A 23751-nucleotide genomic window follows, 5' to 3' on the forward strand; every position below is an offset into this window, starting at 1 on the left:
TTCGCGTCACGGCACCGGAGCATCCGCACGCACGTCATCCCGACTCACGTCATCGCCGCGCCACCCCCGTCTCCGGACCACCCGGGAACGGTGCGATCCCGGAGGCACGCATGAGCGCTCGCCGCAGTCTCGTATGGCTCGGCCTCACACCGGAGCCCGAACAGGAACTGCCCACCGCGGTGGCCGCCCTGCGCGCCCTGGAGGACGGCAGCCCGCCGCCGGCCCTGGTCACCGCCGAACGACACCGCGTCGAGCGACTGGTCCTGCGCGGTACACAGCGCGGCTGGCTGCGCTACCTCGGCGAGGTCACCGACCTGGTCGTCGAGGCCGCCGCCGGCTCCGGGACCGCCGATCCACGGGCGGCACTGGTGGCGGGCGAGGTCGTCCTCGACCACCACCGCATGCTGATCGGCCTGCCCGGCGCCGGCTATGCCCGCACCGCGACGCAGCGCCGGGATCTGGAACGGGCGCTGGGACTCCTGCGAGCCCGCCGCACCCCTGCCCGCAATGGACACCACCAGCCCAGGAGCACCGTATGACCGGCGTGTACTCCCTCCTCCCCGAAGGGCGCCACAGCCTGCTCGCTCCGCTCGGAGGCGGCGAGGACATCGACGGCTACCTCGCCGCGGGCGGTTACGCGCCGCTCGCCGCCCCGGACCGCCTGCTCGACCGCATCGCCGCGACGGGACTGCGCGGCCGGGGCGGGGCCGGGTTCCCCGCCGCCGTCAAGCTCCGTGCCGTCCGTGATGCACCACCCGGCCCGCGCGTGGTCGTCGCCAACGGGGAGGAGGGCGAGCCCGGCTCCGTCAAGGGTCGCTGGCTGCTGCGGCACCGCCCGCATGTGGTCCTCGACGGTCTGCGCCTGGCCGCGGCCATGACCGGCGCCGAACGCGGATTCGTGTACCTCTCCGACGACCGCGCCGAGCAGGCCGTGCGACAGGCCCTCACCGAGTCCGCGCCCGAGGTGCGCATCGACGTCGTACGCACGCAGCACACCTACGTCGCGGGGGAGGAGAGCGCGGTCGTACGCGCTGTCGACGGCGGCCCGGCGCTGCCCACGGCGAAGCCTCCCCGCCCGTTCGAGAGCGGTGTCGGCGGGGCGCCCACGCTGGTCGCCAATGTGGAGACCCTGGCCCGCGTCGCGGTGATGTACTCGCGTCCGGACGAGGCGGACTCCGTCGCCGGAGCTCATCTGGTGACCCTCTCGGGCGCCGGGCCCGCCGGTGCCGCGCTGGCCGAGGTCCCCGCCGGTACGCATCTGAAGGTCCTCGCCGACCTGTGCGGACACGGTACGGCCACCGCGGTCGTGCTGGGCGGCATGTTCGGCGGGCTGTACGGCGAGGGCTGGACGGACCTGCCCCTCGACCACGACCGACTGAAGGAGGCCGGCGGAGCCCTCGGCTGCGGAGCGCTGCACTTTCTGCGCCCCGAGGACTGCCCGGTCGGCGTGGCCGCCGAGGCCACCGCCTATCTGGCCGCCCAGAGCGCCCGGCAGTGCGGGGTGTGCGTGTCCGGCACCGGGGCGCTGGCCGCAACGCTCGCGGCCGCGGCCCGCGGCGAGGCCGGCCACGACTCCGTCGACAAGCTGCGCCGCTGGTCGCAGCAGCTGCCCGGCCGCGGGGCCTGCGGGCTGCTGGACGCCGCCGCTCGCATCGTCGGCAGCCTCCTCGCCCACTTCCCCGACCGGGTCGACGCCCACCGCCGCTCCGGCTGCCCCGCCTGCGAGGGCGCGGCACCCGAAAACGGGCGCCGGTTCACGGTGCCGGTGCCCTGAGCCGCATCCAGGCCCCGTACGCCCCCGACCCCGCCGCACCGAAAGGACCGCTCCATGAAACTCCTGCTGGACTCCACCCGCTGCCAGGGCTACGGCCTCTGCCAGGAACCCGCACCCGAGCTGATCGACCTCGACGAGTGGGGCTACGCCCAGATACGCGCGACCGACGTGCCGCCGGGCGACGAGGAAGCCGCCGAGGCCGCTGTCGCCGCCTGCCCCAACGCTGCGCTGCGGCTGGTGAAGTGACATGGGACGTGACCTGTCGGCCCTCTTCGACCCCGTATCCGTCGCCGTCGTCGGAGCCAGCGGCGACCCGGCCAAGTACGGCCACGCCATAGCCGCCCAGGCGATTCGCGCGGGCGGCCGCCGCCCCGTGCACATGGTCAACCGCCGCGGCGGCACGGTGCTCGGGCGGACCGTCGCCCCCAGCCTGAGCGCGATCGGCGAACCCGTCGACCTGGCGGTGGTCTCCGTGCCCGCCGCCGGCTTCGAGGACGCCGTCGACGAGGCCCTGCGGTGCGGGGCCCGGGCGATCGTCGCCATCACCGCCGGTTTCGCCGAGACCGGCGACGCGGGGCGGATACGGCAGCAGGCCGTCGCCGAACGCGTACGCGCCGCCGGTGCCGTGATGGTCGGCCCCAACTGCCTTGGGATCGCCGACAACACCACCGATCTCTTCCTGGCCTCCGACACCTTCACCCCGGGCGGAGTCGCGCTCCTGAGCCAGAGCGGCAACCTCGCCCTCGAACTCCAGCTCCGCTTCCGCCCGCACGGCCTCGGCTTCTCGCGGTTCGTCTCGCTCGGCAACCAGGCCGACGTCACCCTCGTCGACCTCCTCGCCGACTGCGCCAGGCACGAGGGCACCCGGGCCATCGCGGTCTACGCCGAGGACTTCGGCGACGGACGCGCCTTCGCCGAGGCCGCCGCCGACGCCGGCAAGCCCGTGGTGCTGCTCACCGCCGGACGCGGCGACGCCTCCGCGCGCAGCGCACAGTCCCACACCGGCGCGCTGACCACGTCGGCCGACGTCGTGACCGCGGCCTGCCGGGACGCCGGCGTGGAACTCGTCGCCACACCCCGCGAACTCACCGTCGCCGTGGCCGCGTTGAGCGGCGCGAAGCGGGCATCGGGACGCCGGGTCGCCGTGCTCACCGACGGCGGCGGACACGGCGTCGTCGCCGCCGACGCCGTCGAGGCGGCCGGCCTGACCGTGCCCGAACTCCACGAGCCGACACGGCAGCGGTTGAGGGAGGCCCTGTGGGAGCAGTCGGCCGTCGCCAACCCCGTGGACCTCGCCGGCATGGGTGAGCAGGACCCCGCCTCGTACGCGGAGACCATCGCCGCGCTCCTGGCGGCCGAGGAGGTCGACGCCGTGCTGATGACCGGCTACTTCGGCGGCTACGCGGCGGGCGAAGGCGGGCTCGGCGGAGGCGGCAAGGCCCTTGCGGACGGGGAGGAGGAGGCCGCTCGCCTCATCGCCGCCCGGCACCGCGCCACCGCCAAGCCGCTCGTCGTGCAGTCCATGTACCCCGATTCCCCGAGCTGCCGCACCCTCGCCGCGGCCGGCATCCCGGTCTTCGCCGCCACCGAGGACTCCGCCCGCGCCCTCGCCGCGACGGCACCCGTGGCACAGCGCACCGGTGTCACCCCCCTTCCCGTGCCGGCGTCCCCGCTGCGCGAGAGCGGCTACATGGAGACCCGCCGAGCCCTCGAAGAGGCCGGACTCGCCTTCCCCGCGGCCCGCGAGATCCACGACGAGGCCGAACTGCTCGCAGCTGCCGGGGAGTTCAGCGGCCCGTACGTCCTCAAGGCCCTCCATCTGCTCCACAAGTCCGACGCGGGTGGAGTGGTACTCGGCCTGGCCGGACCCGACGAACTGCTCGCCGCCTTCCGCGAGATGCACGCCCGGCTCGGCGCCTCCTCCTACTCCGTGGAGGCCATGGCCGACCTGACCGACGGCATCGAGCTGATCGTCGGCGTCAACCGCGACCCGCGCTTCGGCCCGGTCGCCATGGTCGGCCTGGGCGGAGTGCTGGCGGAGGCCCTGCACGACGTCGCGTTCACCCTCGCCCCCGTGCCCGCCGAACGAGCCGTGAGCCTGCTGCGCGGACTGCGCACCGCCGCCCTCCTCGACGGCGTGCGGGGCAAACCGCCCGTCGACGTCGAAGCGGCCGCGAAGGCCGTCGAGGCGATCACCGCGTTCGCCGCCGCCCACCCGGAGATCGCCGAGATCGAGGTCAATCCCCTTCTCGTACGCCCCGACGGAGCACTCGCCCTCGACTCCCGCGCCGTACTCGCCTGACCCACCCCTCCCGCACGCCGTACCCCCGACCTGACCGAAGAGGCCCCCATGGACATGCGCTACACCCCCGAGCAGGCCGACCTCAAGCGCCGCGCCGCCGAGTACGCCCGCCTGCTGATGCGGTACGAGGACCAGTCCGAGCAGGCCGGCGGACCCCTGCCGCAGCAGCTGGTGACCGAACTGACCCGGGCCGCGATGGACGCCGGCGTCTACGCCATCAACATGCCCGCCGAATGGGGCGGCGCCGGACTCAGCCTGCTCGACCAGGTCATCGTCGAGGAGGAGTTCGGCAAGGTCACCAACTGCCTCTGGGACATCCCGTGGCGGCCCGCCAACGTGCTGGCCTACGGTGACGAGCGGCAGCGCGAGAAGTACCTGCTGCCCGTGATCCGCGCGGAGAAGTTCGACGCGTTCGCGGTGACCGAGCCGGGCGCGGGATCCGACCCGTCCTCCGGCACCTCCACGGCCGACCGCACCGACGGCGGCTGGGTGCTCAACGGCGAGAAGTGGTTCGTCACCTGCGGCGACATCGCCGACTTCCTGCTGGTGCAGGCGGACGCCGGACCCGAGCGGCAGCCCACGCTGTTCTTCGTGGACCGGGCCGCGCCCGGCGTCGAGATGACCCGGGTCCCGCACTTCATGCACTCCGCCGTCAACGGGCACCCCGAATTCACCTTCACCGACGTCTTCGTCGCCGACGAGGACGTGCTCGGCGGCGTCGGCAACGGCTACGAGCTCACCAAGGAATGGTTCACCGACGAACGCCTGATGATCGCGGCCCGCACCGTCGGCGCGGCCGAGCGTGCACTGCAACTCGCCCGGGACTGGGCCGTGGAGCGCGAGCAGTTCGGGGCGCCCATCGCCTCGTACCAGCTGATCCAGGGCATGCTCGCCGACTGCGCCGTCGACATCGCCGTCAACCGTGCCTACACCCACCAGGTCGCCTGGGAGGCCGACCAGCCCGGCACCGACCGCAAGACCCTGCACGCCAAGGCCTCCACCGCGAAGCTCGCCGCCAGCGAGGCCGCCGGCCGGGTCGCCGACCGCTGTCTGCAGATCTTCGGCGGCCGGGGCTACGACCGCACCTACCCCGTCGAGCGCATGTACCGCGAGCTGCGCGTCGACCGCATCTGGGAGGGCACCTCCGAGATCCAGCGGCTGATCATCGCCAACGAGCTCATCAAGCGCGGCACGCGCGCCCTTGCTCTGCCCACGCCCTGAAACCGCCCACCCGTCACATCACCGCACAGCGAGGACTTCCATGGACTTCCGTCTCACCCCGCGCCAGGTTCAGCTCAAGGCCGACGCACGCGCCCTCACCGACTTCATCGCCGGTTACGAGATCCAGTGCGAGGAGGACAACGGCCTGCCCGCCGACGCCCACGCCAAGGTTCGCGACGCCGTGCTGGACGCCGGACTCCAGGCCGTCAACATGCCGTCCGAGTGGGGCGGCGCCGGCCTCACCATCGCCGAACAGGTCACCGTGCAGGAGGAGTTGGGGCGGCTCACCGGCGCCCTGTGGGACATGGTGTGGCGGCCGGCGAACGCGCTGCGCTTCTGCACCCCCGAGCAGCGCGAGCGCTTCCTCGTCCCGGTGATCAACGGCGAGCGGCGCGACTGCTACGCCGTCACCGAGCCCGGCGCCGGCTCCGACCCGCAGAACCTGGCCACCACGGCGACGAAGAACGACCAGGGCTGGGTACTCAACGGCGAGAAGTGGTTCGTGACCGTCGGCGACCACGCCGACTTCATGATTGTGCTCGCGGCGGCCGGCCCGGAGCGCGCACCGACCCTCTTCCTGGTCGACAAGGACACCCCCGGCATCGAGATGACGCGTGTCCCGCGCTGGATGCACACCTTCGTCTACGAACACCCCGAGTTCACGTTCACCGACGTCCAGGTCGGCGAGGACGCGGTGCTCGGCGGCGTCGGCGAGGGGTACGACATCACGCGCTCGTGGTTCACCGAGGAGCGCCTGATGATCGCCGCCCGCACCATCGGCGCGGCCGAGCGGGCGCTGGAGCTGTCCCGGGACTGGGCCGTGGAGCGCGAGCAGTTCGGGGCGCCGATCTCCTCGTACCAGCTGATCCAGGGCATGCTCGCCGACTGCGCCGTGGACATCGCCGTCAACCGTGCCTACACCCACCAGGTCGCCTGGGAGATCGACCAGGCCTCGGCCGAGGACCGCAAGACGCTGCACGCCAAGGCGGCCATCGCCAAGCTCGCGGCGAGCGAGGCCTCGGGCCGGGTGATCGACCGGTGCCTCCAGATCCACGGCGGGCGCGGCTACGACCGCTCGTACGCCGTCGAGCGGCTCTACCGCGAGCTGCGCGTGGACCGTATCTGGGAGGGCACCTCCGAGATCCAGCGGCTGATCATCGCCAACGAGCTCATCAAGCGCGGCTCCGGGGTCCTGGACCTGCCCAGCGCCTGACCCGCACCGCCGCAGACCAGAGAGAGGGATACGGATGACCGACATCAACCGCGTGGGAGTCGTCGGCTGCGGGCTGATGGGCGCCGGCATCGCCGAGGTCTGCGCACGGGCCGACGTACCGGTCACGGTCGTGGAGCGCGACGCGGAGGCGGCCCGGGCCGGCCGCCTCCGCATCACCCGCTCGCTCGACCGGGCCACCGCACACGGCAGGCTCAGCGACGAACGACGGGAGGCCGGCGCGGCCCTGGTCACCGTCGTGCACGACATCGAGGCGCTGCACGACCACGACCTGGTCATCGAAGCGGTCGCCGAGGACGAGCCCCTCAAGATCGACGTCTTCACCCGCCTCGACTCCGTGATCACCGGCGACGACACGATCCTGGCGACCAACACCTCCTCCATCCCGGTCATCAGGCTCGCCGCCGCGACGACCCGCCCCGACCGGGTCGTCGGCGTGCACTTCTTCAACCCCGTGCCGGTCCTGCGGCTCGTCGAACTCGTGCCGTCCCTGCTCACCTCGCCGACCACGGCGGCACGGGCCGAGGAGTTCGTGACCGGCACCCTCGGCAAGGAGGTGGTCCGGACCCGGGACAAGGCGGGTTTCGTCGTCAACGCGCTCCTCGTGCCCTACCTCCTGGCCGCCGTCCGCATGGTGGAGTCGGGCAGCGCGACCGTCGAGGACGTCGACCGCGGCATGGTCCTCGGCTGCGCGCACCCCCTCGGCCCGCTCGCCCTGACCGACCTGATCGGCCTGGACACCACACGCGCCATCGCCGAGTCGCTGTACGCCGAATTCCGCGAGCCCCAGTACTCGCCACCCCCACTGCTGTCCCGCATGGTGGAGGCCGGGTTGCTGGGGCGGAAGTCCGGGCGGGGCTTCCACGCGTACGACGCACAGGGCCGCCCCGGGGCCGCGGCACCGGCGGCGCGGCCGTGAGGGAAGATGGTCATGGCCTACGTCCACGGAATGAGGGGAGCCCGAGGGTGACCACGAAGGTGCGCACGGCAGACACACGCGAGCGCATCCTGACCGCGGCGTGCGAGGTCATCGCCGACATCGGGTTCGAGAAGATCCGGATGCGCATGGTCGCCGAGCGGGCCGGTGTGTCGACGGCGCTGCTGCACTATCACTTCGACACGCGCGAGAAGCTGTTCACCGAGGCGATGACCCACTCCTTCGCCAACACGGCCGTCGACGTCGAACGTGACGCGGAAACGGCCCCGGCGGCGGTCATCCTGGCCCGCATCCTGCGCAACCTCCTGCCCACCGACCCCCAGCTCCACCAGGACTGGCGGCTCTGGCAGGAACTGTGGGTCCGGGCGCTGCGCGACGAGACCACGCGCGTCTTCGCCGTCGACCTGTACGCCCAGCTGCACGCCTGGGTGGGCGACGCGGTGCGCCGCGGTATCGCCTCCGGCGAGTTCACGCCGACCGACGTGGACGACCTCAGCACCCTCGTCCTGTCCCTCAGCGACGGCTACGGCATCCGCCTCATGCTGCGCGACCCGACGGTCACCCTCGACACGGCGCTCACCTCCATCTGGCGCCATGTCTCCGCCGCGCTGGGACTGCCCGCGACCGTGCCGGCGGACTGAGCCTCCTACCCGAATGGCCCATCAGCGCTGCGCCGGAGGAGGCGAGGCTGGGTGAGTGGTGTGAGCGTGGTGGAAGGGATGCGCGTGCACACTGCGACGAGGAGGCGCGATGACGGCGGAGGGACGGGCCGAGGGCGGCACTGCATGCGCTGACCCCGGGCAGGACGTGGGCGTATTCGAGCAGGTGAGCGCGGTCGCCGACGCCGTCCTCTACGAGGGCTACCTCCTGTATCCGTATCGGCGCTCCTCGGCCAAGAACCGCGTCCGATGGCAGTTCGGGGTGCTGTTCCCCCGGGACTGGGTGGAGTCGGACGGTCCCCTCGTCCCCGGTGTCTCCGGCTCCGCCGACTCCTGGTACCAGCAGACCGAGTGCCTGCTGAGGCTCCGGCAGCCCGGCGCGTCCGTACGGGTGCGACTGCGCTGTCTGCAGATGCAGCGCAAGCAGGTCGAGGAAACGGGGCGGGACGGCGACCACCGCCCCGTCGAGTCGTTGCGCACCGACGACGGCACGACCCATCTGACCTTCGACGAGGCCGTACCGCGCGAGTTCGATGCCGTGGTGCCTCTGGACGAGCTCCTTCGTGGCGAGCACACCGTCGCGGTGACAGCGCCGGCCGGTGCGGAGGTCGAGCCCCTGCCGGGACACGCCGGGCGGGTGGTGCGGCGCCGCGAGGAGGTACGGGCGAGCCTCACCGTCGCCGCCGAGCGGCTCGCGCCGTATCTCTGCCGCCTCCGGGTGCGCACCACGAACACGGGACCCGCGCCGGATCCGCGAACCCCGCGCGACGAGGCCCTGCGCGGAGCGCTCATCGCCACGCACACCCTCATCGGCGGTGACGGGGTGGAGTTCGTCTCGCCGACCGATCCGCCCGCGGAACTGCGTGCCCATGCGAGCGCGTGCAGCAACGAGTTCACGTTCCCTGTGCTCGGAGGTGACCCCGACGAGGTCGGACGCGTGCTGCTGTCCGCCCCGATCATCCTGCCCGACCACCCCCAGGTCGCCCCGGAGAGCCCCGGCGACCTGCACGACGCGGCGGAGATCGACGAGATCCTCACCCTGCGCACCATGCTGCTGACCGACGAGGAGAAGCGCGAGGCGCGCGCCACCGACCCGCGGGCCGCCGCGATCCTCGACCGGGTCGACACCATGCCTCAGGAAGTCTTCGAGCGGCTGCACGGCGCCGTCCGCTCCCTGACTCCGTCAACCCGTGCCACCCCCGTCGCCCCGGCCGCCCCGGTCACCCTGGCAACCCCGCCCGCCGAACGACCGGCCTGGTGGCAGGAAGGCGCCGACGACGGTCTCTCGCCGTCCAACGACACCGTGCTCGTGAACGGCGTACCCCTCGGCGCAGGCAGCCGCGTGAGGCTCCGTCCGCGGGGACGCGGAGCCGACGCCCAGGACATGTTCCTGGCCGGGCGGACCGCCGAGGTCGCGGCCGTGTTCCATGACGTGGACGGCAGCGTGCACCTCGCCGTCACCGTCGACGACGATCCCGCGGCCGAACTGCACACCTGGTACGGCCGCTTCCTCTACTTCCGGCCGGACGAACTCGAGCCACTGGAGCCCGCTCCATCCGAAACCCCCCGCAGCGGAGGCCGATGACATGGCAACGCACAGCAGTACCGCCGAGGTCAGCAAAGAACCCAGTCGCGGCGAGGACCGCGAGGGCTTCGACGAGATCACCATCCTGTGGATCTCCGAGGGCATGAGCTGTGACGGCGACACCGTCTCCCTCACGGCCGCCGACCAGCCCTCCATCGAGGACCTCGTCCTCGGTCTGATCCCGGGCCTGCCGAAGGTGAACCTGGTCAACAAGGTGCTCTCGCCCAGCCTGGGCGGCGAGGACTTCCTCGCTCCCTACCGGGCCGCAGTGCGGGGCGATTTGTCACCGTTCATCCTCGTAATCGAGGGTTCGATCCCCAACCAGAACATCATCGAGGGCGACGGCTACTGGACGTCCTTCGGCAACGACCCGGAGACCGGTGAGCCGCAGACCCTGAACTGGTGGATCGACCAACTGGCCCCCAAGGCCTGGGCGGTGGTGGCCGCCGGCACCTGCGCCACCTTCGGTGGCATCCACGCCATGTCCGGCAACCCCACGGGCTGCATGGGCCTCGCCGACTACCTCGGCTGGGACTACACCTCCCAGGGCGGCCTGCCGATCGTCAACGTGCCCGGCTGCCCGATCCAGCCCGAGAACTTCATGGAGACCCTGGTCTGGGTCCTCTACCACGCGGCCGGCTCCGCACCCCCGCCCCCGCTGGACCACATGCTGCGCCCGCAGTGGCTGTTCGGCAGGACGGTCCACGAGGGCTGCGACCGCGGCTCGTACTACGAGCAGGCCAACTTCGCCAAGGACTACAACTCGCCCAAGTGCCTCGTGAAGACGGGGTGCTGGGGACCGGTCGTCAACTGCAACGTGCCCAAGCGCGGCTGGATGGCCGGCATCGGCGGCTGCCCGAACGTCGGCGGCATCTGCATCGGCTGCACGATGCCCGGCTTCCCCGACGCGTTCATGCCCTTCATGGACGAACCCCCGGGCGGCACGCTCTCGTCCCTGGCCATCAAGCCGTACGGGGCCGTCATCCGCAGGCTGCGCGGCATGACGAACGAGCTGGTCAACCACGAGCCCAGGTGGCGCCACAACAAGCGCAAGCTGACCAGCGGCTACGACCCGCACTGGCGCCCCTGATGACGCCGCGCGCGCAGGTCCGCACGCCGCACGACCCCCACCTCACCCACCCGCACATCACCGACAGCGAGGGGCAGCACCGCAGATGACCACCACCGAGGCCCGGCCCACGGAGCGCAAGCCGCCACAGCTCGTGGACATGTCCTGGGATCCGATCACCCGGATCATCGGGAACCTGGGCATCTACACGAAGATCGACTTCGCCAACCGGGAAGTCGTGGAATGCCACAGCACCTCGTCGCTCTTCCGCGGCTACTCCGTGTTCATGAAGGGCAAGGACCCGCGCGACGCGGGCTTCATCACGTCCCGGATCTGCGGCATCTGCGGCGACAACCACACCACCTGCTCCGACTACGCCCAGCAGATGGCCTACGGCGTCAAGCCGCCCCCGCTGGCCGAGCACATCGTCAACCTCGGCGAAGCGGCCGAGTACATGTTCGACCACACGATCTTCCAGGACAACCTGGTCTTCGTGGACTTCTGCGAGGCGATGGTCAAGGCCACCAACCCCGGTCTGCTGGCCCGCGCCGAACGCACCGATGCACCGCGCGGCGAGATCCACGGCTACCGGACGATCGCCGACATCATGAAGGCCTTCAACCCCTTCGAGGGTGAGGTCTACAAGGAGGCCCTGAAGGTCAGCCGGGTCACCCGGGAGATGTTCTGCCTGATGGAGGGGCGGCACGTCCACCCGTCCACGCTGTACCCGGGCGGCGTCGGCACGATGCCGCAGCCGACCGCCTTCACCGACTACCTCAGCCGGCTCATGCGGGTCATCGACTTCGTGAAGAAGGCCGTCGCCATGAACGACGACGTCTTCGACTTCTTCTACGAGGCACTGCCCGGCTACGAGGAGGTCGGCCGCCGCCGCGTCCTGCTGGGCTGCTGGGGTGCCTTCCAGGACCCCAAGGTCGTCGACTACCGCTACGAGACGATGAACACCTGGGGCAAGGCGATGTACGTCACCCCCGGCATCATCGTCGACGGTGAACTCGTCACCAACAACCTCGTCGACATCAACCTCGGTCTGCGCATCATGCTCGGCAGCTCGTACTACGAGGACTGGGTGAACGAATCGCCCTTCGTCACGCACGACCCGCTCGGCAACCCCGTCGACATGCGCCACCCGTGGAACCAGACCACCGTCCCGGTGCCGCAGAAGCGCAACTTCGACGACAAGTACAGCTGGGTCATGAGCCCGCGCTGGTACGACAAGCGGACCGACCAGCACCTCGCCCTCGACACCGGCGGCGGCCCGCTCGCCCGGCTGTGGTCGACCGCGCTGAGCGGCCTGGTCGACACCCCGTACATCAAGGCCACCGGGCACAGCGTGCGCATCTCGCTGCCCAAGGGCGAGACCCTGCCGGAGACCACCCTGGAGTGGCGCATCCCGCAGTGGAGCAACACCATCGAGCGCGACCGCGCCCGGCCCTACTTCGTCGCCTACGCGGCCGCCATGGCCCTGCAGTTCCTGGAAGAGGCCATGGGGCTGGTGCGGGCCGGCGAGACCAAGGTCTTCGAGAACTACGAGGTGCCCGACGAGGCCATCGGCTGCGGATTCCACGAGGCGGTCCGCGGTGTCCTCTCGCACCACCTGGTGATCAAGGACAAGAAGATCGCCAACTATCACCCGTACCCGCCCACGCCGTGGAACGCCAGCCCGCGCGACATCTACGGCACCCCCGGGCCGTACGAGGACGCCGTCCAGGGCCAGCCCATCTTCGAGGAGAACGGGCCGGACGACTTCAAGGGCGTCGACATCATGCGCACGGTCCGCAGCTTCGACCCGTGTCTGCCGTGCGGCGTCCACATGTACGTCGGCAAGGGCAAGACGCTCACCACCCTGCACTCGCCGACGTACGGGGCGAACCATGGCTGAGGCCGGTGCCGCCCGGCTGGCGGACCCGGACGTGGAGGCCCGGCTCGCCCGGCTCGACGAGCTGCTGGCGGGCCTGGAGTCCGCACCCGGCCCCACCACGCGCTCCGCGACCGAGGCGGTGGGACTGCTGACCGAGGTCTACGGCGAGGCGCTGGCCCGCGTCATGGACCACGCGGACGGTCAGCTGGCCGAGCGCCTGGCCGACGACGAGCTGCTGGGCCACCTGCTGGTCCTGCACGACGTCCACCCGGAGCCAGCCGAGCTCCGGGCGGCCCGCGCGGTGGAACGGCTGCGTCCCGCCGTACAGGAACGCGGCGGTGACGTGGAGTGGGCCGGCGTGGAGGGACAGGTGGCCCGGGTGCGCATGACGTCGGGCGGCGGATGCGGCTCCGGGTGCGGTGCCGGTGCCGGTGCCATGGACGTCACCGACGCGGTCCGCGAGGCGGTGCTCGCCGTGGCTCCCGAGCTGACGGCGGTGGAACCGCTGACGGCCGCGGCCCCGGCCCCCGCCCCCGCGTTCGTACCGCTCGCCACACTGACGCACCGGGGCGCACGGTGACCACCGACGGAGCCCTGGCCCGCCTCATCCGCTCCTCGGCCGACCGCACCGCGGCGGCCGGGGTGGAGGCGTGCGACCTGTGTGCCGCGCCGGTGCCGGACGAGCACGCGCACCTGTACGACACCGGGCAGGACGAGGTGCGGTGCGTCTGTGGCCCCTGCTCGGTGCTGTTCGCCGGTGCCGGAGCGGGTGACGGGCACTACCGGTTGGTGCCCCGGCGCCGGATCCGGCTGCCCAAGGTCGACACGGCGGCGCTGGGCGTACCCGTCGGCCTGGTCTTCTTCGTGCCCCGCGCGGACGGCACCGTCACCGCGCAGGGCCCGAGCCCGGCGGGTGCCATGCGCTGGGAGGTGGACGCGGCGGCGTGGATCGGGCTCGCCGAGACGTGTCCGCAGCTCGCCTCCGTGGAACCCGAGGTGGAGGCACTGCTGGTGAACACCGTCCACGGCCTCGACCACCACTGGATCGTGCCGATCGACGACTGCTACCGGATGGTCGCCGTCGTACGCCGGGAGTGGCGCGGCCTGTCCGGCGGCGGCCAGGTCTGGCCGGCCGTCGAGCGGTTCTTCGAGGACCTCACCGAGCGGTCCTGAGCACGTACTCCGCAGGTCGGAGGCGAGGAAGGAGATCACCCCATGGGCAGCATCAGAGTGGGCCGGGCCCAGGCGAAGCCCGACACCCCCGGGCACGTGGCCGGCATTCACCAGGGCAACCGGGGGCGGTACAAGGACCAGAAGGGCCACCACGAGGACGGCACCGCCGACGCGCGCCGTGCCACCGGGATCCATTGGAAACGGCATGACGTGCTCGTGGAGACCATGCCGAACATCTCACCGGGATGAGAGACAGCAGGGAGTCGCCGCAATGAAGGTCCAACGAGCACAGTGGTCGGCTGCCACGGGCAGACGAGCCGGGATGAGCGGACAGCGGGTGCTGATGGCCGAGGCGGCCCTGGTGGGCGGCCTGGTCCTCGCCGCGCTGCTCTGGGAGTTGCCCAGCCTCAGGCGCGAGGCCCGGATCTGGCGGATGGCCGGCGGGTTCCGCGCCGGTCGCCGGTACCCGTGAGCCGGTGGTGCACGAGCTGTCGATCGCGACCGCGATCATCGAGCGGGCCGGTGAGCTGGCCCGGGCGGACGGAACCGAGTCCGTCTCGGCGGTGACCGTCCGGGTCGGCGAACTGGCGGGCGTCGTCCCCGACGCCCTGGATTTCGCCTTCGAGGTGGCCCGGGACGGGACCCCCCTCGCCGAGGCGCGCCTGGTGGTCGAGCAGATCCCCGCGCAGGCCTGGTGCGGTCCGTGCGCCGAGGAGTTCCCGGTGGGCATGCCCCCGTTCTTCTGGTGCCCGCGCTGCGACGTGCCCTCCACGGACCTGCGCAGCGGCCGGGAACTGGAGATCGCCGGGATCGAGCCGTTACCGGCCTCGGCATAGTGTGCGTGGGCCCCGCCGAACACCCTCGGCGGGGCCCACGCACGTCCGGACCTGATCAGCAGATACGCGGCAGCTGCTCACCCAGCGGCAGATCCACCACCCGGGTCCCGCCGAGCCCGGTGGCCACCACCACCATCCCGGGATGGTCGGCGACGCACTCGCCGATCAGGGTGGCCCCGGTGCCCTGAGGGTGGGCGCGCATCGCCGCGAGGACGCCCTCCGCCTCCGCCGGGGGCACGAAGGCGACCAGCCGGCCCTCGTTGGCGACGTAGAGCGGGTCGAGCCCCAGGAAACCGCAGGCGTTCGCCACCGCGTCCGGCACCGGAATGGCCCGCTCGCGCAGCCGCACACCGGTTCCGGAGGCCCGCGCGATCTCGTTGAGGGACGCGGCCAGGCCGCCCCTGGTGGGATCGCGCAGCACATGGATGTCCGGGGTGACCGCCAGCATGGCCGCCACCAGGCCGGCCAGCGGCGCGGTGTCGCTGGCCACCTCCACCCCGAACTCCAGGCCCTCCCGCACACTCATGATCGCCACCCCGTGCAGGCCGATCGGTCCGCTGACGATGACGGCGTCACCGGGCCGGGCACGCTGGGGCCGGATGTCCACCCCGTCGGGCACGAGTCCCACTCCGGCAGTGGTGACGTACACGCCGTCGCCGTGCCCGGACTCCACCACCTTGGTGTCACCCGTGGCGATCGTGACCCCGGCGGCCTCGGCCGCCGCGCCCATGGCCCGCGCGATCCGCTCGACCACGGTCAGCCCGACGCCCTCCTCCAGTACGAAGGCGGCGGACAGATACGCGGGCTCGGCGCCGCTCATCGCCAGGTCGTTGACGGTGCCGTTGACCGCGAGGTCGCCGAGGCAGCCGCCGGGGAAGAACAGCGGCCTGACCACGTAGGAGTCGGTGGAGAACGCCAGCCGCGCGCCGCCCAGTTCGAGGACGGCGGAGTCCGCGAGCCCGGCCAGCGTGGCGTTGCCGTAGGCGGGGGTGAAGACCTGCTCCATCAGCTCCGCCGACAGCGCGCCGCCGCCGCCGTGCCCCATCACCACGACCCCCTGGTCGCGCAGCGGAGCGGGGCAGGACCAGTTGGCCGGGTCTACCGTCTCGGCGAGTTGTTCAGGCAACGGGGTTCATCTCCTCCCGCGCGGCCCGGTCGGCCTGCGGAGTCGGCGCGTTCATGCGGCGGTACAGGTAGTAGGCCGCGCAGGCACCCTCGCTGGAGACCATGGTGGCGCCGAGCGGAGTGCGCGGAGTGCACGTGGTGCCGAACGCGGCGCACTCGGTCGGCTTGATCAGCCCCTGGAGGACCTCGCCACTGCGGCACTCGGCGGGCTCCTCGGTGCGGATGCCGCCGACATCGAAGCGGTGCTCGGCGTCGTACGCACGGAAGGCGTCGGCCAGCCGCCAGCCGCTCAACGGGATGCGCCCGATACCGCGCCAGTTCCGGTCGGTGACCTCGAACACCTCCTCGATCATCCGCACGGCGGCCGGGTTGCCCTCCTCGCGCACGGCGCGCGGGTAGGCGTTCTCCACCCGGTGCTCACCGCGCTCCAGCTGGCGCACCGCCCGGCGGATGCCCTCCAGGATGTCCAGCGGTTCGAAGCCGGTCACCACCATCGGAACGCCGAACCGCTCGGCGAGCCCCGGGTACTCGCCCGTCCCCATCACGCTGCACACATGCCCGGCGGCCAGGAAGCCCTGCACCCGGCACTCGGGCGACGTCATGATCGCCTCGATCGCGGGGGGCACCCGCACATGCGACACCAGCAGGCTGAAGTTGCTCAGGCCCAGCCGGCGCGCCTGGTGCACCGCCATCGCGTTGGCCGGTGCGGTCGTCTCGAAGCCGATCGCGAAGAACACCACCTCCCGGTCCGGGTTGCGGCGGGCCAGCTCCAGGGCGTCGAGCGGCGAGTAGACCACGCGTACGTCGCCGCCCTCGCCCTTGACCCGGAACAGGTCGCGGTCGGTGCCCGGCACCCGGAGCATGTCGCCGAACGAGCAGAAGATCACGTCGGGCCGCGAGGCGATCTCCAGCGCCTGGTCGATGACGTCCAGCGGCGTGACACAGACGGGGCAGCCGGGGCCGTGGATCAACTCCACGTTCTCGGGCAGCAGTTGGTCGATGCCGTGCCGGATGATCGAGTGGGTCTGCCCGCCGCACACCTCCATCAGGGCCCAGGGCCGGGTGGCGGTGGCACGGATCTCGTCCAGCAGCCGCCGCGCGAGATCGGGGTCGTTGAACTCGTCGATGTACTTCACCGGGCCTCACTCCCGCTGTCCTGGCGGTCCGCCACCGCGGCGCCGCCCGCCTCCTTGGCCGCCTGCTCCCAGGCGTCCCCGAACTCCTCCTCCAGCAGCCCCAGTTCCTCGAAGAGCTTCAGGGAGGCCAGTGCCGACTCCTCGTCCAGGCGCTGGAGCGCGAAGCCGACGTGCACGATGACGTACTCACCCACCTGCACGTCGCTCACGTACTCCAGACACGCCTCTTTCTGCACCCCACCGAAGTCGATCAGCCCGGTGAGCGGATCCGCGGTGTCGTCGATGGACACGACCTTGCCGGGCACTGCCAAGCACATGGGTCACTCCTTCTGTCGTTCGTGCGCCGCGACCACCAGCTGGCCGAGGGCCAACCCGCCGTCGTTCGGCGGGACTTCGCCGTGCCGGAGCACCGTGAGGCCGTCCCCGGTCAGCAGCCGCGTGCACTCCTCCTCCAGCAGCGCGTTGGCGAACACCCCGCCGCTCAGGGCGACGGTGGTCAGTCCGGTGTCCCGGCGCGCCCGCCGGCAGACCGCCGCGACGGCCCGTGCCACGCCGCGGTGGAAGCGCGCGGCGAGTACGGGAGCCGGGGTGCCGCGGCGCAGATCGGCGATCAGCGCGCCGAGCACGGGCGCCGGGTCGTAGGCGCCGCCGGCGAGTCCGAAGGCGTATGCCGAGGTGTCGGCGTCCCAGGCCGCCGCGGCGGCGGACTGCAGCTCCATGGCCGCCTGCGCCTCGTACTGCGCGCGATGACAGACGCCGACGAGGGACGACACCGCGTCGAAGAGCCGGCCCATGCTGGAGGTCGCCACACAGGCCAGACCGCGCGTCAACTGGCGTTCCAGTAAGGCAAGTTCGTCAGGAGCGCAGGCACCCACGCTGGGGAGGTCCGCGTCCCACCGCAGGCCTGCCGCCCACAGCCGGGCCAGGGCCAGGCGGCACGGGTTGGCCACGCCCGCGTCGCCGCCGGGGAGCGGGGCCGGGGTGAGCCGGCCGTAGCGCCGGAAGCCGTTGTAGTCGGCGAGCAGGATCTCGCCGCCCCAGACGGTGCCGTCGTCGCCGTAGCCCGTGCCGTCGAAGGCGACCCCGATCACGGGTGTGGTGCCGTCGAGGCCGTGCTCGGCCATCGCCGAGGCGATGTGCGCGTGGTGATGCTGGACGAACAGGGGGGAGCGCAAAGGCAGTTGGGAGGCTCTCTGCCGGGCCCAGCGCGACGAGTGGTATCCCGGGTGCCGGTCGGCGGCGACGAGTTCGGGGCCGACGCCGGTCAGTGCCCGCATCTGGGACTCCGCCCGCCGGGCCGCCTCCAGGGTGGCCAGCTCACCCATGTCGCCGATGTGCGGCCCGAACCAGGCGTGGTCGCCCTCGCCGAGGCACAGGGCGTTCTTCAGGTCGCCGCCCACGGCCAGCGCGGGCCGCACCGCGACCGGCAGACGCAGCGGGCGGGGGGCATACCCCCTGGACCGGCGCAGCACCTGCTCCGTGCCGTCGGGGCGTACCCGCAGCAGGGAGTCGTCGCATGGCGACGCGATGGGCCGGTCGTGGGCCAGCCAGGCGTCGGCGAGACCGGCCAGCCGGGTCAGGGCCTCGGCGTCGTCCGTGACGATGGGTTCCCCCGAGCGGTTTCCGCTGGTCATGACGAGCACCCGCGGGCCCGGCGGATCACCGGGCAGGCCGAACAGCAGGGTGTGTACGGGGGTGTAGGGCAGCATCACGCCGACGTGCGGGCTGCCGGGGCAGACGCCGGGCGCGAGGGTGTCGTGCTCCGCGCGTCGGCGCAGCAGGACGATGGGGCGCCGGGGGCCGGTGAGGGCGGCCGTCTCGGCCGTGGACGGTACGGCGATCCGCCGCACGACATCGAGGTCCGAGCACATCACCGCGAACGGCTTGCCGCCGCGTGCCTTGCGGGCGCGCAGCGTGTCGACGGCCCGGGCGTCGGTGGCGTCGCACGCCAGGTGGTAGCCGCCGAGGCCCTTGACGGCGACGATCCCTCCGGCGGCGAGCAGTGCCCGTGCCGCTGCCAGGGCATCGGCGTCCCGCGCGGGCCGGACGGCGCTCCCGGCAGCGGGCACCAGGCGCAGCCGAGGGCCGCAGTCGGGGCAGGCCACGGGCTGGGCGTGGAAGCGGCGGTCGCCCGGATCGCCGTACTCCCCGGCGCAGTCGGGACACATCGGGAAGCCGGCCATGGTCGTGACCGCCCGGTCGTACGGCATGCCCGTGGCGATCGTGAAGCGCGGCCCGCAGTGCGTGCAGGTGACGAACGGGTGCCGGTGGCGGCGGTCGGCCGGATCGGCCAGCTCCCGCAGGCAGTCGCCGCAGGTCGCCGTGTCGGGCGGCAGCAGCGTGCGGCCGGGGGAGCGGTCGGTGGAGCGGATGGTGAAGGCGTCGTCGGCGCCGGTGACGGGCAGATCCTCGAACCCGACGGCGGTGACGGAGGCCAGCGGCGGGGGCTGGGCGGCCAGCCGTTCGCAGAAGTCGACGACACCGTCCGGCGGGCCCTCCACCTCGATGAGGACACCGCTCGCCGTGTTGCTCACGAACCCCGCCAGGGCGAGGTCGGAGGCCAGGCGGTGCACGTACGGGCGGAAACCCACGCCCTGCACCGTGCCGCGCACGGTGACGCGGCGGCGCAACGCCTCAGTGGTGGGCGCCGTCACGAGACGCGGCCGGCCGCGAGGCCGGAAGCGGCGTCCTCATGCGTGTGGGTGGGGATGTGAGTGTCGCTCTGGGCGTGAGCGTGGCTGTGGGGGCGGGGCGCCAGCGGAGGGCGGTGGACCGCGGCCCCGTCCCGCACCGCGAGCACCCGGTCCAGCAGGGTGTCGACCCCGTCGCCGGTCCGGGCGCAGGAGAACATCAGCTCCACCCCGGGGTTGACCCGCTGGATGTTGGCGGCGAAGGCGGCCTGGTCGAAACCGGCGGGCCCGGCCAGGTCGGTCTTGGTGAGCACCACCAGATGGGCGGAGCCGAACGCCGTGGGGTACTTCAGCGGCTTGTCCTCGCCCTCCGTCACCGCCATCAGCACGATCCGCATGCTCTCGCCGAGGTCGTAGGAGGCCGGGCAGACGAGGTTGCCGACGTTCTCCACGAACAGCAGCGAGGTGCCCTCCGGCAGCCAGCTCTCCACATGGCCGCGCAGCTGCCGGGCCTCCAGATGGCACAGCCCGTCGGTCAGCAGCTGCTTCACCGGCGCCCCCGAACGGGCGAGCCGGTGGGCGTCGTTGTCGGTCGCCAGGTCGGCGGTGAGCGCGGCCACCGGGATGGCCCGCTCCACCGCCCTGGCCAGCACACGCCCGAGCAGTTCCGTCTTTCCGCTGCCCGGGCTGGACAGCAGGTTGACCACGCTCACACCACGCCGGGCCAGTTCCTCGCGCAGGCTCGCGGCCAGATCGTCGTTCTTCGCCAGGACGGCCTGAGTGACCTCGTCCACGGAATCGCACATGAGCGCTGCTCCCAGCGGGGGATCGGGGGTTCGGACCGCTATCGATCCTCCGCGCCCTCGGCCACCAGGCGCGGGAGACCGGCCGCGCAGGGGTCCGTGGATTCCTCCGGGCGGCTCAACGGGGGCCTGGCCGCCGGGTCGGCGAGCAGCACCGGGACCATCGTGTGCAGGGCCGCGACCGCCCGCCCGACGGCGTCGCGCACGGTCGCGCTGATACCCGGCGCGATGTCCTCGTCGCCGCGCGGCCGCAGCTCGGGCTCGCAGGCGAGGACGAGGACGCGTGGGAGCGGCTCGTCGCCCAGGTGGCCGGCCAGCGCCAGGACCTTCGCCGGGTCCATGCCGTGTGCCTCGGGAACGGGCCCGCCCGCGGTGCCGTCGGGCAGCTCCGGCTCGATCAGCGACAGGGTGCCCGGCTCGTGTCCCCGTACGGACGCGTCGACGAGGACGGCCGTGTCGTAGCCGTCGAGCAGCTCGTACGCGAGGTCCATGCCGCGGATGCCGAAGTCCCGCACCCGCACCTCGGGCGGCAGCGGACGCATCTCCAGGGCGCGGATCACCTCGGGGCCGAAGGCGTCGTCCGCGAGGAAGATGTTGCCGACGCCGGCCACCAGCAGGCGGGTGCTCATCGCGCACCCCCGGTGGCCAGCGGGTTCGCGGAGCCGCTCGGCTGCTTGCGGACAAAGGCCGAGCGCAGGGAGTGGTACGGGGCCCGCGGGTCGAAGAAGATGGCACGCATGCGGGCGAGTTCGTCCCGCCGGTACTCGCCGAGCGGTCGCCGCGCCTCGTCCGCCCGCCGCGCCGCGGCCTTCGCGGCGATCCGCGCCGTGAGGTCCGTGTCCGCGGCGAGGGCGGCAGCCATGTGCTCGACCTCCCCGGTGAACTCCCGCGCCGGGACCGGTACCAGACGGTCCACCAGGCCGATCCGTGCGGCCGTCGCCGCGCTCACGGGCAGCGCCTCGGTCGTCAGCCGCGCGGCCGTCTCGGCTCCGACGCGGCGCGGCAGCGTGTACGTCCAGTACTCCGACCCGTACAGGCCCATGCGCCGGTAGTGGGGGTTGAGGACGCTGCCCGTGCGGCACCACACCTGGTCGGCGGCCAGGGCGAGCATCACGCCGCCGGCGGCCGCGTTGCCACCCAGGGCCGCGACCACCAGGCGGTCGGTCGTGCGCAGAACCGCCTCGACCAGGTCGTTCATGGCGTTGAGGTTGGCCCACGACTCGCCCGCCGGGTCGGGCGAGGCCTCGATGACGTTCAGATGGATGCCGTTGGAGAAGAAGTCGCAGGTGCCGCCGAGTACCAGCACCGAGGTGGGACGGGTGAGCGCGCGCCGGTACGCGGCGAGCAGCCTGCGGCACTGGTCCGTGCTCATCGCGCCGCCGGGGAAGGAGAAGGACAGGAAGCCGACCTCGCCGTGCTGCCGGTAGCGGATGTCGGTCCAGGTGGCGCGGTCCGGGGGCAGTTCGAGCGGGACGGTGTCCTCCGGCAGCCAGTGCGGGCCGCCGTCATGGCGTGGCGTCCCCTGGCCGGTGCCGGACGGAGCCGGGAAGCCGGCGACCACCGAGGCCGCGGGGCGGCGGAACGGCGCCGGGTCGCCGGAGCTCTTGCGGGGGCGCAGCTCCGGGATCCACACCGCGCCGTCCCGGGTGGCCCGGCAGACCGCGCCGGACCGGGTCGCGAGCAGCTCGCCGGGGCGCCCGCGCAGGTGGTCCTCGCCGTGCCCGCCGTGAAGGAACACCTCCCGGCCGCACAGTTCGTCCAGGACACCCGGCTGCGAGTCGGCCCCACGGAGCTTGCGCAGCACCGTTGCCGTACTGTCGTTCTCCCAGTCGATCCGTCGCCGCTCCTGGCGGAGGAAGTCGCGCCACACCACGGCAATCGCGGGATCGCTCTGTTCCTTCGGCTTGAACGATCCGTCGGCGAATCGTTCCACCGCCAGCAGGACGGCGGCCGAGGCGGCGTCGGAGACCTCGTTGCGGTACAGGTCGCTCTTGCCGGCCGCCGGCACCGGGAAGGACCCGTCCGCCCAGATGGCGCCCGCGTCCATCGCAGCCTCGGCCTGAAGCACCGTCACACCCCAGTGGGACGCCTCCTCGGAGATCGCCCAGTCGAGGGAGGACGGGCCGCGGTCGCCGGGTGGGCCCGGATGCACGATCAGACAGGTGTGCTCCTGCCACACGTCCTCCGGCAGCGCCGTCTTGAGCATCGGAGCGACGACCAGCTCCGGACGCGTCTCGCGTACGGCGGCCCGGACCGCTTCGGGTCCGTGCGAGGCGAGTACGACCTCCACCCGGTGCCCCTGGTCGGACAGTTCGGCGTACACACGCTGGGACAGGCTGTTGAACGCGCTGGCGACGAGCAAGATGTCCATGACAGGCATGTTCGCCGGTCGGGGGAGGGCCGCGAAGGACCACGGCGGCGTTTCGCGGCTCGCCGCCTGTTCCCGTCCGCCATCCGGATCGCATTCCCGTCCGGTCGCGAGGCTGCCCGGCGCCGTCCGTCTACCCGAACGGGGTGGTCTCCAGCAGCTCGCCGGCCATCCGCCGCGCGGGCAGCTCGGTGTGCTCGGCGACGCGCCGGAAGGTCTCCTGGGCGGCGCGGGCCGGCCACTCGGGGGGAAGGTGCCGGGCGGGCAGCCTCGGGTCCGTGCGGATGGTCCACAGCCATTCGCTGACCAGCCGCAGCCGGGTTCCGATCGGGTCGTCCCCGGCCCCCGCGTCGAGGTGGGCCGTCCACCGCTTGTCGAACGTGACATAGCGAGCGGCGATGCTCTCCAGGTCCCAGGTGCCGTGGATCATCTGCGCGATGTCGGTGCTGTCGTCCGCCAGGGCGTGGAAGATCTTGACGTGGTCGGCGAGATCGAGCTCCGCGACCACCGCGGCGACGTCGACCTTCCCGGGGGCGATCCACAGCCCGCTGTACAGCGCGCCGAATCCGGACCAGGCCAGCCGGGAGCGCAGGTCGTGGCGCCGGCGATTCCAGGAGTCGGGAAGGGAGAAACCGAGCAGGGTCCAGGAGCCGTCCCAGTCGTCGTTGACCGCGCCCTGCTTCCAGATGCGGGTACGGCCGTCCTCCAGGACGCGCGTCGCCTGCGGGGTCAGGCCGAAGAACATCTTGCGGCCCTCGCGCCGGCGCCGCAGCAGACCGCGGTTGACCATGCGGGTGAGCGTGGAGCGTACGGCCTGTTCACCGACCCCGACGCGGCCGAGTACCTCGATGATGCTGCCCGAGTAGACGCACAGGTCGCCCTCCTCCAGGACGTGATTGCCGAAGAAGGTGAGCATGAGCGACTGGGGCCGCTGCTGCGGGCCCTCCGCGGTGACCGGGGTGTCCAGGATGTCGTCGTCCTCCACGGTGCACAGCGTACGACCGCCCACCGCCGGCGGGGCGG

General features: G+C 72.4%; 24 protein-coding genes. 16 read left to right on the top strand and 8 right to left on the bottom strand.

What is annotated here, in order from left to right:
- Nucleotides 1-110: 110 nt before the first annotated feature.
- From OHT51_RS38980 to hypA, 16 genes are all read left to right on the top strand, one after another.
- Nucleotides 111-539 carry a hypothetical protein gene (locus OHT51_RS38980; protein ID WP_328883618.1) on the top strand — a complete coding sequence of 143 codons (429 nt, stop codon included), beginning with the start codon at nt 111-113 and terminating at the stop codon, nt 537-539.
- The gene (locus OHT51_RS38985; RefSeq protein ID WP_328883619.1) at nt 536-1774 is read left to right on the top strand and encodes an NADH-ubiquinone oxidoreductase-F iron-sulfur binding region domain-containing protein; all 1239 of its coding nucleotides are present in this window, start codon (nt 536-538) and stop codon (nt 1772-1774) included. The genes OHT51_RS38980 and OHT51_RS38985 overlap by 4 nt, the downstream gene beginning before the upstream one ends.
- 54 nt (nt 1775-1828) lie before the next feature.
- The gene (locus OHT51_RS38990) at nt 1829-2020 is read left to right on the top strand and encodes a ferredoxin (protein ID WP_328883620.1); all 192 of its coding nucleotides are present in this window, start codon (nt 1829-1831) and stop codon (nt 2018-2020) included.
- 1 nt (nt 2021) lies between these two features.
- Nucleotides 2022-4076: an acetate--CoA ligase family protein gene (locus OHT51_RS38995; protein ID WP_328883621.1), complete on the top strand. Its 2055-nt coding sequence runs from the start codon at nt 2022-2024 to the stop codon at nt 4074-4076.
- 48 nt (nt 4077-4124) lie between these two features.
- Nucleotides 4125-5297, top strand: a complete 1173-nt coding sequence (locus OHT51_RS39000) for an acyl-CoA dehydrogenase family protein (protein ID WP_328883622.1) — start codon at nt 4125-4127, stop codon at nt 5295-5297.
- Between the two features lie 40 nt (nt 5298-5337).
- Complete coding sequence (locus OHT51_RS39005; RefSeq protein WP_328883623.1) at nt 5338-6510, top strand: acyl-CoA dehydrogenase family protein; 1173 nt, start codon at nt 5338-5340, stop codon at nt 6508-6510.
- A gap of 34 nt (nt 6511-6544) precedes the next feature.
- Nucleotides 6545-7447: a 3-hydroxybutyryl-CoA dehydrogenase gene (locus OHT51_RS39010; protein ID WP_328883624.1), complete on the top strand. Its 903-nt coding sequence runs from the start codon at nt 6545-6547 to the stop codon at nt 7445-7447.
- A gap of 47 nt (nt 7448-7494) precedes the next feature.
- Nucleotides 7495-8106: a TetR/AcrR family transcriptional regulator gene (locus tag OHT51_RS39015; protein ID WP_328883625.1), complete on the top strand. Its 612-nt coding sequence runs from the start codon at nt 7495-7497 to the stop codon at nt 8104-8106.
- 109 nt (nt 8107-8215) lie between these two features.
- Complete coding sequence (locus OHT51_RS39020; protein ID WP_328883626.1) at nt 8216-9709, top strand: hypothetical protein; 1494 nt, start codon at nt 8216-8218, stop codon at nt 9707-9709.
- 1 nt (nt 9710) lies between these two features.
- Entirely contained in the window at nt 9711-10799 is a 1089-nt protein-coding gene (locus tag OHT51_RS39025) for a hydrogenase expression protein HypE (protein WP_328883627.1), read from the top strand.
- Nucleotides 10800-10884: 85 nt separating this feature from the next.
- Nucleotides 10885-12678, top strand: coding sequence for a nickel-dependent hydrogenase large subunit (locus tag OHT51_RS39030; RefSeq protein WP_328883628.1), 1794 nt, complete (start codon nt 10885-10887; stop codon nt 12676-12678).
- Nucleotides 12671-13237, top strand: coding sequence for a NifU family protein (locus OHT51_RS39035; protein WP_328883629.1), 567 nt, complete (start codon nt 12671-12673; stop codon nt 13235-13237). Before OHT51_RS39030 ends, OHT51_RS39035 begins: the two co-directional genes overlap by 8 nt.
- Nucleotides 13234-13830 (top strand): DUF5947 family protein, encoded by a 597-nt coding sequence (locus tag OHT51_RS39040; protein WP_328883630.1) that lies wholly within the window; start codon nt 13234-13236, stop codon nt 13828-13830. The genes OHT51_RS39035 and OHT51_RS39040 overlap by 4 nt, the downstream gene beginning before the upstream one ends.
- A gap of 42 nt (nt 13831-13872) precedes the next feature.
- A complete protein-coding gene (locus tag OHT51_RS39045; RefSeq protein WP_328883631.1) occupies nt 13873-14079 on the top strand; it encodes a hypothetical protein in 207 nt (68 codons plus the stop codon).
- A 22-nt stretch (nt 14080-14101) separates the two neighbouring features.
- Entirely contained in the window at nt 14102-14302 is a 201-nt protein-coding gene (locus tag OHT51_RS39050; RefSeq protein ID WP_328883632.1) for a hypothetical protein, read from the top strand.
- Nucleotides 14303-14309: 7 nt separating this feature from the next.
- Complete coding sequence (hypA, locus tag OHT51_RS39055; protein ID WP_328884577.1) at nt 14310-14666, top strand: hydrogenase maturation nickel metallochaperone HypA; 357 nt, start codon at nt 14310-14312, stop codon at nt 14664-14666.
- A 55-nt stretch (nt 14667-14721) separates the two neighbouring features.
- Here hypA and hypE read toward each other — a convergent pair whose 3' ends face one another.
- The 8 genes from hypE to OHT51_RS39095 all read right to left on the bottom strand — a co-directional run bounded on the left by hypE (nt 14722) and on the right by OHT51_RS39095 (nt 23713).
- Complete coding sequence (hypE, locus tag OHT51_RS39060; RefSeq protein ID WP_328883633.1) at nt 14722-15792, bottom strand: hydrogenase expression/formation protein HypE; 1071 nt, start codon at nt 15790-15792, stop codon at nt 14722-14724.
- Nucleotides 15785-16927: a hydrogenase formation protein HypD gene (gene hypD, locus OHT51_RS39065; RefSeq protein ID WP_328883634.1), complete on the bottom strand. Its 1143-nt coding sequence runs from the start codon at nt 16925-16927 to the stop codon at nt 15785-15787. Before hypD ends, hypE begins: the two co-directional genes overlap by 8 nt.
- On the bottom strand, nt 16924-17244 hold the full coding sequence (locus tag OHT51_RS39070; protein WP_328883635.1) for a HypC/HybG/HupF family hydrogenase formation chaperone: 321 nt from the start codon (nt 17242-17244) through the stop codon (nt 16924-16926). The genes hypD and OHT51_RS39070 overlap by 4 nt, the downstream gene beginning before the upstream one ends.
- Nucleotides 17245-17247: 3 nt before the next feature.
- Nucleotides 17248-19581 (bottom strand): carbamoyltransferase HypF, encoded by a 2334-nt coding sequence (gene hypF, locus OHT51_RS39075; protein WP_328883636.1) that lies wholly within the window; start codon nt 19579-19581, stop codon nt 17248-17250.
- Nucleotides 19578-20363: a hydrogenase nickel incorporation protein HypB gene (gene hypB, locus OHT51_RS39080; protein ID WP_328883637.1), complete on the bottom strand. Its 786-nt coding sequence runs from the start codon at nt 20361-20363 to the stop codon at nt 19578-19580. The genes hypF and hypB overlap by 4 nt, the downstream gene beginning before the upstream one ends.
- 38 nt (nt 20364-20401) lie before the next feature.
- Complete coding sequence (locus tag OHT51_RS39085; protein ID WP_328883638.1) at nt 20402-20989, bottom strand: hydrogenase maturation protease; 588 nt, start codon at nt 20987-20989, stop codon at nt 20402-20404.
- Nucleotides 20986-22731, bottom strand: a complete 1746-nt coding sequence (locus tag OHT51_RS39090; protein ID WP_328883639.1) for a hydrogenase maturation protein — start codon at nt 22729-22731, stop codon at nt 20986-20988. The genes OHT51_RS39085 and OHT51_RS39090 overlap by 4 nt, the downstream gene beginning before the upstream one ends.
- A 130-nt stretch (nt 22732-22861) precedes the next feature.
- Entirely contained in the window at nt 22862-23713 is an 852-nt protein-coding gene (locus OHT51_RS39095; RefSeq protein WP_328883640.1) for a PaaX family transcriptional regulator, read from the bottom strand.
- Nucleotides 23714-23751: the final 38 nt, after the last annotated feature.

This window comes from Streptomyces sp. NBC_00299 (assembly GCF_036173045.1).
In the GTDB taxonomy this organism is placed as follows: domain Bacteria; phylum Actinomycetota; class Actinomycetes; order Streptomycetales; family Streptomycetaceae; genus Streptomyces; species Streptomyces machairae.